General features: G+C 69.0%; 14 protein-coding genes. 5 read left to right on the top strand and 9 right to left on the bottom strand.

Features of this window, described 5'->3' with window-relative positions; translation table 11 throughout:
- Window positions 1–17: 17 nt before the first annotated feature.
- Window positions 18–1,166, top strand: a complete 1,149-nt coding sequence (locus VKA86_02190) for an MFS transporter (protein HKK69998.1) — start codon at window positions 18–20, stop codon at window positions 1,164–1,166.
- On the opposite strand, the gene VKA86_02185 is transcribed toward VKA86_02190, so the two are convergent.
- Window positions 1,117–1,833, bottom strand: coding sequence for a phenylalanine--tRNA ligase beta subunit-related protein (locus tag VKA86_02185; GenBank protein HKK69997.1), 717 nt, complete (start codon window positions 1,831–1,833; stop codon window positions 1,117–1,119). The genes VKA86_02190 and VKA86_02185 overlap by 50 nt on opposite strands.
- 60 nt (window positions 1,834–1,893) lie before the next feature.
- On the opposite strand from VKA86_02185, the gene VKA86_02180 reads away from it, so the two are divergent.
- Window positions 1,894–3,186 (top strand): HEAT repeat domain-containing protein, encoded by a 1,293-nt coding sequence (locus tag VKA86_02180; GenBank protein HKK69996.1) that lies wholly within the window; start codon window positions 1,894–1,896, stop codon window positions 3,184–3,186.
- A 138-nt stretch (window positions 3,187–3,324) separates the two neighbouring features.
- Window positions 3,325–3,741 (top strand): hypothetical protein, encoded by a 417-nt coding sequence (locus VKA86_02175; protein HKK69995.1) that lies wholly within the window; start codon window positions 3,325–3,327, stop codon window positions 3,739–3,741.
- A 13-nt stretch (window positions 3,742–3,754) separates the two neighbouring features.
- Here the strand turns inward: VKA86_02175 and rfbB are convergent, their stop codons facing one another.
- The 3 genes from rfbB to VKA86_02160 are packed head-to-tail and all read right to left on the bottom strand — an operon-like array spanning window position 3,755 to window position 6,378.
- The gene (gene rfbB, locus VKA86_02170) at window positions 3,755–4,777 is read right to left on the bottom strand and encodes a dTDP-glucose 4,6-dehydratase (protein HKK69994.1); all 1,023 of its coding nucleotides are present in this window, start codon (window positions 4,775–4,777) and stop codon (window positions 3,755–3,757) included.
- A gap of 30 nt (window positions 4,778–4,807) precedes the next feature.
- A complete protein-coding gene (locus VKA86_02165) occupies window positions 4,808–5,536 on the bottom strand; it encodes a sugar phosphate nucleotidyltransferase (GenBank protein HKK69993.1) in 729 nt (242 codons plus the stop codon).
- Complete coding sequence (locus tag VKA86_02160; GenBank protein ID HKK69992.1) at window positions 5,533–6,378, bottom strand: BtpA/SgcQ family protein; 846 nt, start codon at window positions 6,376–6,378, stop codon at window positions 5,533–5,535. The genes VKA86_02165 and VKA86_02160 overlap by 4 nt, the downstream gene beginning before the upstream one ends.
- Before the next feature lie 185 nt (window positions 6,379–6,563).
- Between VKA86_02160 and VKA86_02155 the strand changes: the two genes are divergently transcribed.
- A complete protein-coding gene (locus VKA86_02155; protein HKK69991.1) occupies window positions 6,564–7,124 on the top strand; it encodes a thymidine kinase in 561 nt (186 codons plus the stop codon).
- An 8-nt stretch (window positions 7,125–7,132) separates the two neighbouring features.
- On the opposite strand, the gene VKA86_02150 is transcribed toward VKA86_02155, so the two are convergent.
- Window positions 7,133–8,962: an HDOD domain-containing protein gene (locus VKA86_02150; protein ID HKK69990.1), complete on the bottom strand. Its 1,830-nt coding sequence runs from the start codon at window positions 8,960–8,962 to the stop codon at window positions 7,133–7,135.
- A 253-nt stretch (window positions 8,963–9,215) separates the two neighbouring features.
- On the opposite strand from VKA86_02150, the gene queD reads away from it, so the two are divergent.
- Window positions 9,216–9,584, top strand: coding sequence for a 6-carboxytetrahydropterin synthase QueD (queD, locus tag VKA86_02145; GenBank protein ID HKK69989.1), 369 nt, complete (start codon window positions 9,216–9,218; stop codon window positions 9,582–9,584).
- On the opposite strand, the gene VKA86_02140 is transcribed toward queD, so the two are convergent.
- The 4 genes from VKA86_02140 to mutM are packed head-to-tail and all read right to left on the bottom strand — an operon-like array spanning window position 9,581 to window position 16,450.
- Window positions 9,581–10,495, bottom strand: coding sequence for a histone deacetylase (locus VKA86_02140; GenBank protein ID HKK69988.1), 915 nt, complete (start codon window positions 10,493–10,495; stop codon window positions 9,581–9,583). The genes queD and VKA86_02140 overlap by 4 nt on opposite strands.
- 23 nt (window positions 10,496–10,518) lie before the next feature.
- The gene (uvrA, locus tag VKA86_02135; protein HKK69987.1) at window positions 10,519–13,413 is read right to left on the bottom strand and encodes an excinuclease ABC subunit UvrA; all 2,895 of its coding nucleotides are present in this window, start codon (window positions 13,411–13,413) and stop codon (window positions 10,519–10,521) included.
- A gap of 35 nt (window positions 13,414–13,448) precedes the next feature.
- On the bottom strand, window positions 13,449–15,581 hold the full coding sequence (locus VKA86_02130) for a glycosyltransferase family 39 protein (GenBank protein HKK69986.1): 2,133 nt from the start codon (window positions 15,579–15,581) through the stop codon (window positions 13,449–13,451).
- A complete protein-coding gene (mutM, locus tag VKA86_02125; protein HKK69985.1) occupies window positions 15,578–16,450 on the bottom strand; it encodes a bifunctional DNA-formamidopyrimidine glycosylase/DNA-(apurinic or apyrimidinic site) lyase in 873 nt (290 codons plus the stop codon). Before mutM ends, VKA86_02130 begins: the two co-directional genes overlap by 4 nt.
- Window positions 16,451–16,458: the final 8 nt, after the last annotated feature.

Raw genomic sequence — 16,458 nt, 5'->3', positions numbered from 1 at the left:
AGTGCGATGCTGCCGGGATGCACGCTCGACACCGACTGGGCCTGGCCGCGATGTTCACGGACCTGGGCCTCTACCTGCTCATGCTGAGCCTGCCGTACCGGCTGCTCGATCTCGGGGCGTCGTCGGCCGTGATCGGCCTGGTGCCGCTCATGTACGCCGCGCCCTACGGACTCGTCGCGCTGATGGCGGGACGCGTGAGCGACCGCTTTCCGCGGCGGGGACCGATCCGGGTGGGGCTGAGCTTCGCCGTTCTCGCCACGGCCTCCCTGGCCGCCGTGGGTCCGATCCCGATGATCCTGACCCTCGTGGCGGCGGTGGGCGTGGGCCTGGGATTCTTCTGGCCCTCGGTACAGGCCGGATTCTCCGAGGTCGCCGCCGGCCGTGACCTGCACGGCCTCACCCGTCTCTTCAACGTGAGCTGGAGCACGGGCAAAGGGCTCGGGCTCCTCTTCGGCGGCCTCCTGCTCGACGTGATCGGGGCCGAGAGTGTCCCGCTCGTGGCCGCCGCGTCCTTCGCCGCCTCGGCGCTGGCCCTGCCGCGCATGGAGCGCCCCGGAGATCACAGCGAGGCCATCGCCGAGGAGGGCGGGGCTCCCCCACCCCGGACCCAGCAGGCCTTCCGCCGCGCCGCGTGGATCGCCAACGGGATCTCGTTCGGCGTGGCCGCGACCGTGAACCATCACCTGCCGAAGGTCCTCCTGGGCGTCGGGATCGGCGGACGTGACTTCGGGATCTTCTTCGGGTCGGTGTTCCTGGCCCAGACGCTGCTGTTCGTGACGGTCGGCAATCTCCGCAGCTGGCACTACCGCGCGATCCCGCTCGTCGGCATGCAGGTCGTGCTGGCCGCCGGCGCGATCGCAGTCACGGGAGTCGACTCCTTCGTGACGCTCATGGCCTTCGCGCCCCTGCTCGGGGCCGGGCTCGGTTTCGCCTACCAGTCGAGTCTCTACTACTCGCTCCACGCGCCGGTGTCGCGGGGAGCACAGGCCGGCGTGCACGAGGCTGCGCTGGGACTGGCGAGCGCGACGATCCCGGTGGCCGGTGGCTTCGCCGTGGCCGGGGCGGGGATCAGGGCGCCCTTCGTGCTGGCCGCGGCCTGCATGGTCGTGAGCGCGGTCATCGGAGCGGCATGGATCCGTCGTTCGTTCCGGTCACGGGGCCGCTGAACAGGATCCGGCCTCCGGCGTGGTCGACGAGTCGGGTGGCGAGGGCCTCGCCGGCCGCTCGCAGTCGCGCGGGATCCACGTCGTGGGGACCGAACAGGATCGCTGCCACCCGGCGCGTGGCAGCGCGGATACAGGTGCGTGCGCTGTCGCTGGTCGGGCTCCCGAATGGACCCTCGCGGTCCGCCACGCACAGCCGCCCGTCGAGGTGCACCGCTCCCTTCCGGATGCCCTCGTACTCCTCGCCCGCACGGCCGACGCGGACGACGGCGACGTCGCCGACGATGCGATCGCGATCGTACAGACCGAGCGGAAGCAGCCACTCCAGCGAGACCCAGTTGCCCACGTCGACCACTTCGTTCAGGCGGTAGATCGACTGCCCCTTGCGCGCGCGGCGCATCAGCGCTTCACTGCTCGGCCGGTGCCGGGTGGGATCCACCCCGAAGGCCCGGTACAGCCGGCGCGCGGCGTCGATGCCCTCGACCTCGCCGATGGCGACCGAGGTCGCCGCGGTTCCGCGCGCGCGGGCGAGCGCTTCGAGGCTTTCGTGGGCGCGACCTTCGTCGCGGACCTCGACACCGTCGACCTCGATCGCCCATGCGCGGACGCGATCGACCACCGACGGATCGAGGCTCCACCCCAGCACCGGTGTCGGATTTCCGTCATCCATGACCCTCTCCCGTGCGACGAGGTTGACACCCTCGCCCGATTTTCGAATCCTCAACGTACCATGATCGACTTCGGACGAAAGCCACTGCGCGGACAGGTCCGCGGATTCCTCGACCGGATGCGCGCGTCGTTGCACGACGGGCTCCGGGTGGGCGACGCCTACCGGGCGCTGGCCGATGCCCTGCACGCCGAACCGGCCGTGGCCGAGCAGACGCTCACCGAGCTGTGCCTGTGGTCCGACGACGATCTCATGACCTTCCTCGACGGGGCCTGGACCAGTGAGGTCCCCGAGGCCCTCGACGTGGCCGCCGCGGTGGTGCAACGGCGGGGACTCACCGGCCTGTTGCCGTGGATCGATCGTCTGCTCCAGGACGAGACATCGACCCGCTGGCTGGTCGACGTGCTGTCGGAAGTGCGGGACGACGATTCGACCCGACTGCTGATCCGCCTCATGGATCACGGTTCGAGCTCGATCCGTCGCCGGGCGGCCGACGGTCTGGCCGCGCACCGCAGCCACGTCGACGGTCGTGCCCTGGTGCGCTTCCTCGCCTCTCCGCTCGTGCAGACACTGTCGTACCCCGACCCGCTGGCCGCGGTGAGGGCACTGCACCGTCTCGCGGATCCCTCGCTCGAACCCGAGTTCGGTCCCGACACCGCGCGCCGGGCCGAACGGGTCCTCGTGAACTGCGTGGTGCACGAGCGCCGGGCGCCGGTTCGCGGCGACGCCATCGCATCCCTGGGCGATCTCGGCAGTCGTGCCGCCGTCCGGTGTCTGATCGACATGCTGCACCGTGACTCGGAGAGCTTCCACCGCGACGTCGTCATCGCCCTTCGGAAGATCCGTCCCGACCGCGCGTTGATCGCGCTGCTGGGCCTGCTGCGCAGCCGTGACCCCATCATCCGCGAGGAGGCCGCCCACGCCCTCGGCGAGATCGGCGACCAGCAGGCCGTACGACGCGTCCGTTCCCTGCTCGACGACGAGAACTCGGACGTGCGCCAGGAGGCCGTGCTGGCCCTCGGAAAGCTCGGTGGCCGCGAGGTCCTCGACGCCCTCGACCGCGCCCTGGCCGACGACGACCCCCACGTACGCATCAACGCCTGCAGTGCCCTGGCCGAAGGGATCGGGCGCAGCGCCCAGGGCAAGTTGATCCGCGCGCTGTACGACGGGTCACCCGACGTCCGGGCCGAGGCGGCCCACCTGCTCGGTGACATCGGCGACGAGGAAGCACAGCGTCACCTCGAGCTGATGCTCGGCGACGGTGCGCGAGACGGTTTCGGCGACCGCGTCGGCAGCATCGTGCGCAAGGCCCTGGCGCGACTCGAGCGGAGTCGGCGCTACGGGCCCGCCGCCTGATCTCACGTATCGACAACGGTTTTCAGCGATCTTTTCGCGTGGATCGGCGTGCACCGGACCCCGGAATTCCTATACTGTTCCCGACGATGAAGGCTTCCTCCTCCATCCGTCCCGGCCCTTTGCGGTAGGAGGAATCGCATGCCCATCCGGTACGACGTCGACCACGGTCTGCGTCTGGTCTGCTCACGTGCCAGTGGAGTGCTCGGTCCCGACGACCTCGTCGATCACGTGCGCTCGGTGGCCACCGACCCCTCGGTCGGCGTGGGCTTCAACGAGGTCCTCGATCTCCGTGACGCGAACGAGTGCCTGATCCAGGTTCCCGATCTCTATCGTGTCGTCGAGGAGTCCCAGGACCACCCGCACCGGCTCCGCCGTTCGGCGCTCGTCTGCGCCGACCACGAGATCCTGCCGAAGCTCCTGCTGTACCAGGAGTTCTCGAAACAGCTGCCCGTCGAAGTCGGCGTGTTCGACCGACTGTTGAGTGCGGCCGCCTGGCTCGACGTGCGCGGGACCGAGATCGAGGGGTCCGCCCTCTCGGTCCCGAGCCCAGTCTGACTCCGTCCCGGAGTCAACGCGCGAAGCGCGAACGATCACCGTACATGGTGTCGTAGTAGGTGCGGTATCCCCCGCTGCGAACCTGTTCGAGCCACGGACCGTTGTCGCGATACCAGCGGATGGTTTCGCCGAGACCGTCCTCGAACACGATCCGCGGCGCCCAGCCGAGTTCCTGGCGGATCTTCGTGGCGTCGATCGCGTAGCGCCGATCGTGCCCCGGCCGATCGGTCACGTAGGTGATCAGATCGTGCGACTTGTCCAGATGGTCGAGCAGTGCGCGCACCACCTGGATGTTCTCGCGTTCGCTGTCGCCCCCGATGTTGTAGACCTCGCCGCTTCGTCCACGACGCAGGACCACGTCGATCGCCCGGCAGTGGTCCCGTACGTGCAGCCAGTCGCGCACGTTGCGGCCGTCGCCGTACACCGGGAGTTCCCGGTCCTCCATGGCGTTGGCGATCATCAAGGGGATCAGCTTCTCGGGGAACTGATAGGGCCCGTAGTTGTTGCTGCACCGCGTGATCACCACGTCCACCCCGAAGGTGTGGTGGTAGGCGCGGCACAACAGATCGGCCGAGGCCTTGCTGGCCGAGTAGGGACTGTTGGGAGCCAGTGGCGTGGCCTCGGTGAAGGCTCCGTCGGGTCCGAGGCTCCCGTAGACCTCGTCGGTGCTCACCATGACGAAGCGACCCCGGCCGAGTGCGCGCATCCGCTCGAGCAGGACCTGGGTCCCCATGACGTTGGTGCGCAGGAACACGTCCGGCCCCTCCACCGAACGATCGACATGGCTCTCGGCCGCGAAGTGCACGGCCGCATCGACGCTGTCGTCGAGCACCGCCGCCACCGTGTCGGCGTCACAGATGTCCCCGCGCACGAAACGGTAGCGGGGGTCGTTCTCCACCGAGCGGAGGTTCTCGAGATTGCCCGCGTAGGTGAGAGCGTCGAGATTCACGATCTCGAGGTCGTCGTGGGTCGCGAGCATCTCGAGCACGAAGTTCGCGCCGATGAAACCGGCGCCGCCGGTGACCAGGATCTTCAAGACTGCACCTCCCGCCCGCCGGGCGGTGGATCAGGGATTGTTGGCACCCGTCTCGGCGACGAGCTTGCTGGCGCGCAGCAGCGACTCGAAGGTCCCGGCGTCGGTCCACCAGCCTTCCATTTCACTCCACTGCATCTCGCCGCGCTCGATGTACCAGTTGTTCACGTCGGTGATCTCGAGTTCGCCGCGATCACTGGGCTTGAGGGTCTCGATCACCTCGAACACTCGGTTGTCGAAGATGTACACGCCCACGACCGCGAAGTCGCTCTTGGGCTGCTTCGGTTTCTCCTCGATCCGGACGACCTTGTCACCCTCGATCACGGGCACACCGAAGCGCTCGGGGTCGGGCACCTTCTTCAGCAGGATGCGCGCGCCCTTGGCCTGCTGGCGAAAGCCCTCGACCGCGTGGCGGATGCTGCGTTCGAAGACGTTGTCGCCGAGGATCACGCAGATCGGTTCGTCTTCCGCGAAGTGACGGGCCAGACGCAGGGCATCGGCGATCCCGCCTTCGCCCTCCTGGTACGTGAAGTTCATGGTCGGCAGACCGAACTCGCGCCCGTTGCCCAGCAACTCGAGGAAGTCACCGGCGCTGTTGCCGCCGGTCACCACGAGCACGTCCTCGATCCCCGCCTGCACCAGCGCCCGGATCGGGTAGTGGATCATGGGCTTGTCGTAGACCGGCAACAGGTGCTTGTTGGTGATCTTGGTGAGGGGATAGAGCCGGGTTCCGAGACCTCCGGCCAGGATCACGCCCTTCATCGATGCGAACTCCCGTGGGATGGGGTACGGAGCGAGGCGGCCCGTGTCCAGGCCGCGAGGAAGCGACGCGCTCGGTCGGGATCGACCCCGGCTCCGGCGCGGCCTCCGTGCATGAGATCACTGCCGACGATCGCGCCATCGACGCGCTCGATCCAGGCCGGAGCCGAATCGGCCGTCACACCGCTGGCCACCAGCAGTGGGGTATCACCGACGGCGTCGCGCAGCTCCACGACGTCGCCGGGGTCGGCTTCGGCGCCGGTGGCGCGCCCGGTGAGCAGGAGCGCGTCCGCGCGGCCCCGCGTGCGGGCGTCGGCGGCCTCGTCCGCGAGACTGCGCGCGGCGAGCGGAGCGGCATGCTTGACGGCGACGTCGGCGAGAATCCTGACGCCGCTGCCGCCCCATGACCTCCGTGCACGCAGGACCTCGGCCGCGCGCCCCTCGATCAGGCCCTGGTCGGTGACCGCCGCCCCGACGTGCACGTTCACGCGGATCGCGTCGGCTTGACAGGCCGTCGCGATCGCCAGCGCCGACAGCGCGTCGTTGCGAAGGCAATTGACCGCCACCCGCATCTCCGGATGACGCTCGCGAACGGCGGCCACCACGCGGGCCATCGCCGCCACCACCACGGGTTCGACCGCCGTCGCGTGGAAGGGGGCGTCGCCGAAGTTCTCCACGACGACGCCGGTGAATCCCACCCGCGCGAGGTGACTCGCGTCCTCCAGCGCACGGCGCAGGGGGCGATCGGGATCGTCCAGGTAGTCCGGGGCGCCAGGGAGCGCCGGCAGGTGGATCACACCCCACACCGGCGGATCCATCCACGACCGGTACTCGTCGCGCGTCATCGATTCCACGGTGGAAACACCCGTTCCCGGGTCGGAGTGCGGGAGCCGCGACCGAACCGGTCGACTCCGGGCCAAACCCGGCGAGTGTAACACAGGGGTTCGCTCCCGGCCGACCGCCGATCCCCCTTGCCCGCCCGGCCCACCCCGGGTACCCTGCTCGGCCCCCGCACCCGAAGAGGTCGACCATGAACCCGAGGCCCGGCTCCGGAGGCTGGATCGAGACGATCACGGGCTGCATGTTCAGCGGCAAGAGCGAGGAACTGATCCGTCAGCTCCGACGCGCCGTGATCGCACGCCAGGCGGTCCAGATCTTCAAGCCGCGGCTCGACGACCGCTTCGACGAGGAACACATCGTCACCCACAGCCAGATCCGGTTGAAGAGCCGGGCGGTGCTGGACGCCGACGAACTCCGGCAGGCGGTCGCCGAAGACACCGACGTCGTCGGGGTCGACGAGGCCCAGTTCTTCGACCAGCGCCTGGTGGGCGTCGCCACCGAACTCGCGGGGGCCGGCCGGCGGGTGATCGTGGCGGGTCTCGACCTCGACTACCGGGGCGAACCCTTCGAGCCCATGCCGCAGTTGATGGCCGTGTCCGAGTACGTGTCCAAGCAGCTGGCGATCTGCATGGTGTGCGGCGACCACGCACACTTCTCCCAGCGGCTGACGTCCTCGACGGAGCGGATCGAGGTCGGTGCGGGCGAGACCTACGAGGCCCGCTGCCGGCTGCACTTCGATCGCCCGGAGTGACCGGCGGATCAGACCGAGAACAGTTCGCGGTCGAGGGCGCGCTCGGCCACTTCCTCGGAGACGGCCGCGATGGCCTCCTCGTCCATCCCGAGGATGCGAGCCGCCTCGGTATCGGCGAGGGGATCGTCCCGCGTCTCGGTCGGGCCGCCGCCGAGACGGAGAGCGAGATCCTCGGCCAGCGCGATGACGGCGGCGAAGGTCCTGTCCTCACCCGTGACGCTCGACAGTCGATGGTGGGCCGACACGGCGCTCACCAGTTCCGGCGCGAGTCCCCAGCGTTGCAACAGGATTCCACCCACGTCGGCGTGGTCGAAGCCGAGCAGACGTCGTTCGAGATCCACGTAGCCCTGCTCGGCAGCGCGACTGCGGAGGTCGATCTCCTCGAAGATCTCGGCGTGGCTGCGGGCGAGCACGAGCAGACCGATGTTCTGCATGAGACCGCCGACGAAGGCCGTCTCGGAGTCCATGGCGCGGCTGCGCGCGGCGATCAACTCGGCACCCAGGGCACCGAGCACCGACTGTCGCCACAGCACCATGGTGTGCTCGCGGGCATCCTCCCCGACGAAGACCTGCCGCGTGACCGTGGCCAGCAGCCACGAGCGGATGGCGGTGAAACCCAGGCGCATGATCGCCTCACCGATCGTGCCCACCTCGCGCAGGCTCCCGTACAGCGAACTGTTGGCGATCTGCATCAGCCGTACGGCGATGGACTGGTCGGTCGAAACGAGTTCCTGCAGCTGGGTGATCTCGGTCTGGGGATCGTTCAGCAGCGTGATGAGCCGTGCCGCCACGTGGGGCATCGCAGGCAGATCCCCGATGCGGGCGAGGATCTCGTTGCCGTCGAGCGGATGCACGAGATTGCCGTCGTCGTCGAAGCGGTCCTCGCCCACCGGGTCACGGAGATCCGGTCCCTTCCGGGATCGCTTCCGCGACAACGGATCGAATTCGTCGCCGTCGCTCTCGGGTGACGTTCGCTCGGCCTCCGTACTCGCCGCCTTCCCCTTCTCTGCGCGGCGGCGTTTGCGCTCGCGCAGCGTGGCCACCCGGAACGCCCGCACGCGTTCGGCGGGCTCGTGCGGACGCACCCGTGCCGCCCTCGACTGCAACACGGCGAGCCGCGCGATCATCTCGATCTCGAGGAGCCTCTCGATGTCGCCGTCGACGACGTCGAAGTAGAGGAAGGTGCCCCACCGATTGCGGTACGGCAGTGGAACCACCACGCACCAGGGGGGCGCCTTCTTGCCCATGACCAGAACGAGGTCGACGGGCAGCCCGCGGTGGGGCCGCGGACCCGAGTAGACGGCGCGGTCCTGGGCCGTGGCACCGAACAGCGCGTCGGGATCGAAGGGAACGACCACCTTGCGAAGCCGGCCGCTGCGGGCCCCTTCGAAGTTCGCGAAGCCGAAGGCGTCCTCGGCGAACAGCGATCGCCCCCGCTCCTGCAACCGCATGCCCCGCACGCCACGCGAACGGGCGAATTCCCACAGGAACTCCTGCAGGCCCTCGGCACTCTCGATACGATCGACGGTCTGGGCGTGACGCTGGAGTCCGGCGTAGACGCGACGCGCCTCGGCCCCCGTGGTTCCACCACTCCCCCGGGGCTCGTTCGTCGCGGGCGATCCGATGGACCCCTTCGACGCCGGTTCCCTCGACTCCCACGGAGCCGGGCGCACCGCCGCGCTCGATCGGGCCGAGCGGGCGCGCTCCTCGGCGGCCTCACGCGCACGCTGCTCGTCGGCCAGGTGCTGCGTCGCCGCCTCGAGAGCCTGCTCGCCCTCCTTCTGCGCAGCCGCCAGGGTCTCGAGGACGTCCCGCAGCGACGCGAGCGCCTCCCGCACCGGAAGATCCTTCCGGTCGGCGGGGGCCGGGCTTTCCGTGGACGGGGCCATGGGACTCCAGATCGCGCGCCGGCAGGGGTCGAAAGCGGACTCCACGGGCACCGCGGAGTACGATCGGGAATGGCGAGCAATCCCCGGACCGATCGCCCGCGAGCCGGCTCGGACCTGGCGCCACCCCCCACCCGGCCTCACACTGTGGCGGTCGCGACCCCGCGACCGGGATCCTGAGAGTCCTTCGCCCCCGGAGACACCGATGCACGTCCGTCTGGTGAAGACCTTCCACTTCGAAGCGGCCCACCGCCTCCCGCGGGTTCCCGAGGGCCACAAGTGCGCCCGGCTGCACGGGCACAGCTTTCGCGTGGACGTCGAGGTCGAGGGACCGATCGACGTGTCGAAGGGCTGGCTGATCGACTACGCCGACATCAAGGAAGCCTTCGCCCCCCTGCACGAGCGACTCGACCATCACTACCTGAACGAGATCGAGGGGCTCGAGAACCCCACCAGCGAGATCCTGGCCGCGTGGATCTGGGAGCGGTTGCAGCCGCGTCTGGAGGGATTGGCGCGGGTGGTCGTCCACGAGACCTGCACGGCCCGCTGCGCCTACGAGGGTCGACGCGACTAGACCGACGGAGGTCCGGCCGCCTCTTCCACCGCCTGCACGGTCTGCAGGTGCAGTCGCGCGGTCGTCTCGGCCGAAGGCGCGTAGCCTCCGGCCAGGAACACGGCGACCGGAGTCCCCCGGCCCACGTACCTCCCGAGCACCATGCGATCGCGCCGCGCGAGACCTTCGGCGGTCAGCCCGAGTCCACCCAGTGCGTCGTCGGCGTGGGGATCGACGCCGGCCACGATGCACACCAGTTCGGGTTCGGCGAAGCGTTCGTCCAGGATCTCGAGGTCGCGTGCGAGGAGTCCCAGGTACTCCTCGTCCCCCACGCCGTCGTCGAGTCCGTGGTCGAAGTCGCTCCGCTGCTTCAGCGGGTAGTTGTTCGTCTGGTGGATGGAGTAGGTGAAGGTCTCCCGGTCGTCGGCGTACACGACGGCCGTTCCGTTGCCCTGGTGCACGTCGACGTCGACGAACAACACACGCCCGAGTCCCGTCTCGGCGCGCTGCCGCTCCACCGCGATCGCCATGTCGTGCAGGTAGCAGAATCCCTCGGCGTGGTCGGGGAAGGCGTGGTGGAATCCGCCCCCCAGGTGCATGGCGACACCATGCTCGGCGGCCAGACGCACCGTGGCGATGCTCCCGCCGACCATCTGCGCGAAACCGGCGATCACGTTACGGTCGACCGGGAGCTCGCTCTTCACCGTGGCCCAGGTCCGGCGGGCGAGCCGCAGGTCCTCGACGTAGCGAGGGGTGTGCACCCGCTCGAGGTCCTCGGGAACCACGTCGTCCCAGGGATGGATCCGGACCGGATCCACACCCAACTCCTCGCGCACGAGGCGCGCCAGGATCTCGTACTTCTCCGTGGGGAAGACGTGGTCGCCCAGGTCGATCGCCGACAGCGATTCGTGCACGTAGTGGACGGCGGCCATCAGGTCTCTCCTCGCTCGGTGGCTCAACCCGTCGCGCGGCGCGCACGGCGCGAGCGCGTCGTCGCCCGGCGGACCCGGCTGCGTCCGGAGCGCAGCAGCGGCCGAAGGTATCGACCGGTGTGACTCGCGTCCACCGCGGCGACCTCCTCGGGCGTTCCGGCGGCGACCACGAAGCCACCCCCCTCACCACCCTCGGGGCCGAGATCGACGATCCAATCGGCGCTGCGGACCACGTCGAGGTTGTGCTCGATCACGATCACCGTGTTGCCACCGTCGACGAGCCGGTGCAGCACCTCCAGCAGGCGCTTGACGTCGTGGAAATGCAGACCCGTGGTCGGCTCGTCGAGGATGTACACGGTCCGCCCCGTGGCGCGGCGGGCGAGTTCGCGGCTCAGCTTGATCCGCTGCGCCTCGCCCCCGCTCAACGTGGTCGCCGGTTGACCGAGTTTCAGGTAATCCAGGCCGACGTCGTGCAGGGTCTGCAGGATCGCCCGGATCCGCGGATGGTTGCCGAAGAACTCCAGGGCCTCCTGAACGTCCATCTCGAGGACATCGGTGATGCTCTTGCCCCGGTAGCGGACCTCGCGGGTCTCCTCGTTGAACCGGCGCCCCTTGCACACCTCGCAGGTGACCCAGACGTCGCTCAGGAAGTGCATTTCGATCTTCTTCTGCCCGTGGCCCTCGCAGGCCTCGCAACGCCCACCCTTCACGTTGAAGCTGAACCGTCCGGGCGAGTACCCGCGCGCCCGGGCCAGGGGGAGCTGGGCGAAGATCTGACGGATCAGATCGAAGACCTTCACGTAGGTCGCCGGATTGCTCCGCGGCGTGCGTCCGATCGGGTCCTGGTTGATGTCGATGACCTTGTCGACGTTCGACAGTCCGGTGATCCGCGAGTGCGCGCCGATCTTCGGCATGGCACCGTGCAGGTCGCGGGCGAGAGCGGGGTAGAGGGTCTCGTTCACCAGGCTGCTCTTGCCGGAGCCGGACACCCCCGTCACACACGTGAACAGTCCCAGCGGGAAGCGCGCGTCGACCTTCTTCAGGTTGTGATGACGCGCGCCCTTGACTCCGAGCCACTTCCGCGGCGGCGACCGGCGCTCCCGCGACTCGACCACGTCGAGGTCCCCCGACAGATAGGCGCCGGTGAGGCTCCGCTTCGAGGCGCGGCGGAGACGGGCCACGGTTCCCTGGAACACGATCTCCCCGCCCTTGATCCCCGCCCCCGGACCGAAGTCGACGACGTGGTCGGCGGCCTCGATCGTCTCCTCGTCGTGCTCGACCACGACGACCGTGTTCCCCATGTCGCGCAGGGACTCGAGCGTGCGCAACAAGCGACCGTTGTCACGCTGGTGCAGGCCGATCGAGGGCTCGTCGAGGATGTAGAGCACGCCGACCAGAGCGCTCCCGATCTGACTGGCCAGACGGATGCGCTGACTCTCGCCACCGCTGAGGCTGGGCGCCGAGCGGTCGAGGGTCAGGTAGTCGAGGCCGACGTCCAGAAGGAACCCCAGACGGTCGCGCACCTCACGCAACGCGTCCTGCGCCATGGTGCGCTGGTGCGCCGGCAGGTCGATGTTCTCGAAGAAAGCACACGCCTCACGGATGGACAGCGCTCCGAGTTCGGCCAGGTCCAGTCCACCCATGCGCACGGCCAGGCTCTCGGGCCGTAGCTTCGACCCCTCGCAACTCGGACACCATCCTTCGTGCAGGAACTTCGCGTAGTAGCGCCGCCGGCGCTCGCTGCGGGTCTGGCGGACCAGGCGCTCGACCTCGTTGGCCACGCCCACGACCTCACCCTCGAAGTCCCCCTTGAAGTTCTGTCCCTCGTAGCGATAGCGGATCCGCTGCGAGTCGCCGTACAGGAGTACCTCGCGGTGCTTCTTCGGCAGCCTCCGCCAGGGACGGTCGAGGTCGATTCCGTAGTGGTCGGCGATCTGCAGGAACTTCTGTGTCCACCACCCCAGGGTCTCCTTCTCGGCCAGCGCGCCCATGAACGCGACGGCCCCCTCGTTGATCGAGAGATCGGGATCGGTGATCAGTCGTTCGGGATCGGCCGTGAGCAGGGTGCCCAGCCCGTTGCACCGGGGGCACGCGCCGCGGGGCGAGTTGAACGAGAAGTGCTGGGGAGCGAGTTCCTCGAAACTGATTCCGCAGTGGACGCAGGCGCGATCCTCCCCGAGCAGGATCTGCTCGCCCTCCGTGGTCTCGGCCAGGAGGTTGCCTCCGCTCAGACGCAGCGCCGTCTCGATCGAGTCGACCAGGCGGCTGCGTTTGGCGCGGCCCACGACGACCCGGTCGACCAGGGCCTCGACGTCGTGGCTCATGGTCTTGCTCAGGCGCGGTGCGTCCTGCGCGTCGAGCTCGTAGAGAGCGCCGTCGATCCGGAGCCGCACGAAGCCCTCGCTCTTGAGCCGGGTGATCAGGTCGCGGTACTCGCCCTTGCGGCCGCGGACCATGGGCGCGAACAGGAGCAGCCTGGTCCCCTCGGGCAGCTCCTGCAGGCGCTCGGCCATCTGCTGCGGGGACTGGCTTCCGACCTCGCGACCACAGACGTGGCAGTGCTGCACGCCCAACCGTGCGTAGAGCACGCGCAGATAGTCCATGATCTCGGTCACGGTCCCGACGGTCGAACGCGGATTCCGCGACGGCGCCTTCTGGTCGATGGAGATCGCCGGCGACAGTCCGTCGACATGATCGACCTGCGGCTTCTCGAGTTGTCCGAGGAACTGTCGGGCGTAACTCGACAACGACTCGACGTACCGTCGCTGGCCCTCGGCGTACAGGGTGTCGAAGGCCAGCGACGACTTGCCGCTGCCCGACACCCCGGTGAACACCACGAGCCGATCCCGTGGAATCGACAGGTCGATGTTCTTCAGGTTGTGTTGCCGTGCGCCTTTCACACGGATCTCACGGTGCATGGATCTCCTGTCTCGCGCGCCCGGTCACGACCCGCTCAGAAGTCGGTGGGGCGATCCGTCCCCGAGGGGTGCTCGTGGTCGAGGCCCATGCGGTTGAGCATGATCGACACGTCATGATTGTTCGGATCGAGCCGCATCACCTCGCGGTAGTGGTAGATCACCCGCGGCGTGTTCTGTTCGCGCAGATAGACCTGGCCGAGCACATGGTGGGCACGGGGGGTGTCCCAGTCACGCTCGAGGGCGTCGATCGCCATGCGCTTGGCCCGCTCGACGTTCCGGCGACCGTTCAACTCGACGTTGGCCAGTCCGGCCATCGCCTCGGCGTTGCCGCGGTCCAGTTCGAGGACCTGCTGGAAGGTCCGCTGCGCCGCCGTGTAGCCGCCTCCCTCGAACTGACACCACGCCAGGCCGAGCAGGGACTCGGGAGTGACGTGGCCGGCTTCGAGTGCCCGCTCGAACTCCCGGAACGCGTGGTCGAAGCGATGCCGCCACAATTGCTGGCGACCCCGGAGCACCCACAGTTCGGGATCCCGGGCCCGTTCCGACTCCAGACGGTCGAGGTGCTGGTCGGCGGCGGCGTACTCGCCCAGCCCGAAGAGGGCACGCACCATGTTCTTGCGAACCATGCGCTCGACCTCCTCGAAGTGCTCCAGGGGATACCGCCGGGAGATGTCCAACGCGGTCTGGTACTCCGACAGCGCCGCGCGGTACTCGCCCTTGCGCAGGTACATGTTCCCCAGGGTCGACCGGCTGAAGGCGTCGACGTCGACACGATCGTTGTGGAAGCCGATCCGGTCGGCCGAGCTCGTTCCCCAGATCACCAGCACCGTGGCCAGCACCATCGCGCCGACCCGCCATTGCCGCGACCGGGCGAGGGCTATGAGATGCGCCACCGTGATCCCGGCGAAGACGGCGAGGATCGTGGCCACCGGCAGGCGGAAGCGCTCGTTGAGGAAGAAGAGCAGCAGACCGACGGCGTACAGGGCGAGGAAGGCCCAGAGCGGGGTCGCCTCGACGCGGCGGCGACAGAGAACGATCCCGACCAGTCCCAGCGCCAGGATCGGGGCGAAACCGGGGTAGATCGGCCAACGCAGGATGTCGCTCTGCGCCCGCCAGAAGTGCAGGTTCTTGTTGTTGGGCCGTTCCGATGCACCCAGGAGCTTGCGCAGCTTCAGGCCGTAGAGCTGCAACGCGTCGACGGGCTCGTCGATCCAGTAGCGCAGCCCCTGTTCGTAGTAGTAGCGGCTGACCTCGCTCGGCTTCAGCTCGCGTCCACGTGCATCCTCGGCCCGCGCGATCGTGTCCTCGTAGCCACCGAGCCATGTCCCGCGCGTCCCGGGCACCACCGCCCGCTGCCCGTCGCTCTCCGGGTTGTTCCCGATGTAGAAGTTGACACCACCCTGGCTGGCGATGAACACCCAGTCGTCACCCACGACCTGGTTGCGCACCGTGAGCACGAGCCCGGGCAGGAGGACCAACGCGAGCATCGCCGCGAGGTGACGGCCGCGCTGCGCGTTCAGACGGGGTGCTTCGAGACGGGGCCAGGCCCACCAGGCCAGCAGCGGCAGGGCGGGAAGGAAGGTCAGCGCCGTAGGCCGTGCGATCGAGGCGACACCCAGGAGCGCCGCCGCTGCCCACACCAGCCACGGCCGATCCGCCGACGTCCCGACCACGAAGCACCACAGCGAGGCCACGAGGAGCGCCACGAAGAAGGTGACGATCAACAACTCGCCCGCGAAGTAGATCGACGGCCAGTACACCGCGAGCAGCAATCCCCCGGCGAGTCCGGCCACCGGACCCGCCAGCCGACGGCCGAGGTCGGCCACGAACGACACGGTGAGCGCGCTCAACAGCGCCTGCGCGATCCGGGGCAACAGGTAACCCGGATCCAGGGCGTAGATCGCGTCGAGGAACCACATGTACAGCGGGGCCCGGAAGTAGGGCACACCCTCGTGGAACATCGTGGACTGGCCGCGCGCCCACATGTCGTGGATCGCCTCGTCCATGATCGGCAACGCGAAGGCGATGCTGTCGCGGAAGTCGAACACGTAGAGCAGCCGCAGGAGCGCGGCCGCCGTCCCCGCGATCATCGCCGGTAGCCAGAACGGGACGGTGCGCCCTCCGAGGGCCGCGCCCTCCGTGGATCGGTCGTGCGTGTCGGAACTCACGGTGTTCCTCCCCTCGGACGACGAGCCGTGCGCCGCCGGGGCCGACGGCGGCGGCGAGGCTGACACTGCGGACAGAAGTGGGTGCCCCGTCCGGACAGACGGACCTTGCGCACGGGGGTGCCGCAGACGAGGCAGGGCTCGCCGGCACGCCCGAACACGCGATGCCGCGCCGTGAACTCCCCGGCGCGGCCATCCGGACTACGATAGTCACGAATCGTGCTTCCCCCACTCTCGATCGCCTCGTCGAGGACGGCGCGCATGGCCTCGACCAGGCCGACGATCTCGGGCGCGAGCAGGCGATCGGCCTCGAGCCGCGGGTGCAGGCCCGCACGGTGGAGGATCTCGTCCACGTAGATGTTCCCGAGACCCGCCACGAGCCGCTGGTCGAGCAGGACCGACTTCACCGGCCCCCGTCGCGCGGCCAGACGCGCCGCCAACGCGTCGGCGTCGAGATCCTGCGGCTCGGGACCCAGGGATCGCAGGAACGGTGTGCCCGCCCGGTGCTGCCGCGTGGCCACCTCGACCCTTCCGAACCGCCGGGGGTCGACGAAGCGCAGTTCGCGCCCGTCGTCGACGGCCGCGGTGACGTGCGTGTGCGGGCGCCGGGGTGTCGACGGATCCTCCAGCGAGAGCCTTCCGGTCATCCGCAGATGGACACTCATCCCCAGGTCCCCCTCGAGATCGAGCAACAACAGCTTGCCCCGGCGGTGCACGGCGACGACACGGCGCGGACGCCACGGGTCGATCTCGACCCCACCGCCGGCGATCAACACGCCGGGGAAGTGGCAGTCGAGGGCGAGCAGACGCCGGCCGCACAGGGCGGGGCGCAGTTCACGCGCGACGTTCTCGACTTCGGGGAGTTCGGGCATGGATGGCC

It is taken from the genome of Candidatus Krumholzibacteriia bacterium, assembly GCA_035268685.1.
Classification (GTDB): Bacteria; Krumholzibacteriota; Krumholzibacteriia; order JAJRXK01; family JAJRXK01; genus JAJRXK01.
The sequence above is the reverse complement of the archived record's forward strand: the minus strand, read 5'-3'. Positions and strand labels throughout refer to the sequence as shown.

Bases quoted from the DNA above. Each gene is read 5' to 3' on its own strand.
- VKA86_02185 (HKK69997.1), bottom strand. From the start codon at position 1,833: ATGGATGACGGAAATCCGACACCGGTGCTGGGGTGGAGCCTCGATCCG.
- queD (HKK69989.1), top strand. From the start codon at position 9,216: ATGCACGTCCGTCTGGTGAAGACCTTCCACTTCGAAGCGGCCCACCGC.
- VKA86_02165 (HKK69993.1), bottom strand. From the start codon at position 5,536: ATGAAGGGCGTGATCCTGGCCGGAGGTCTCGGAACCCGGCTCTATCCC.
- mutM (HKK69985.1), bottom strand. From the start codon at position 16,450: ATGCCCGAACTCCCCGAAGTCGAGAACGTCGCGCGTGAACTGCGCCCC.
- VKA86_02140 (HKK69988.1), bottom strand. From the start codon at position 10,495: ATGGCCGCCGTCCACTACGTGCACGAATCGCTGTCGGCGATCGACCTG.
- VKA86_02175 (HKK69995.1), top strand. From the start codon at position 3,325: ATGCCCATCCGGTACGACGTCGACCACGGTCTGCGTCTGGTCTGCTCA.
- VKA86_02155 (HKK69991.1), top strand. From the start codon at position 6,564: ATGAACCCGAGGCCCGGCTCCGGAGGCTGGATCGAGACGATCACGGGC.
- VKA86_02160 (HKK69992.1), bottom strand. From the start codon at position 6,378: ATGACGCGCGACGAGTACCGGTCGTGGATGGATCCGCCGGTGTGGGGT.
- VKA86_02190 (HKK69998.1), top strand. From the start codon at position 18: ATGCACGCTCGACACCGACTGGGCCTGGCCGCGATGTTCACGGACCTG.
- VKA86_02180 (HKK69996.1), top strand. From the start codon at position 1,894: ATGATCGACTTCGGACGAAAGCCACTGCGCGGACAGGTCCGCGGATTC.
- uvrA (HKK69987.1), bottom strand. From the start codon at position 13,413: ATGCACCGTGAGATCCGTGTGAAAGGCGCACGGCAACACAACCTGAAG.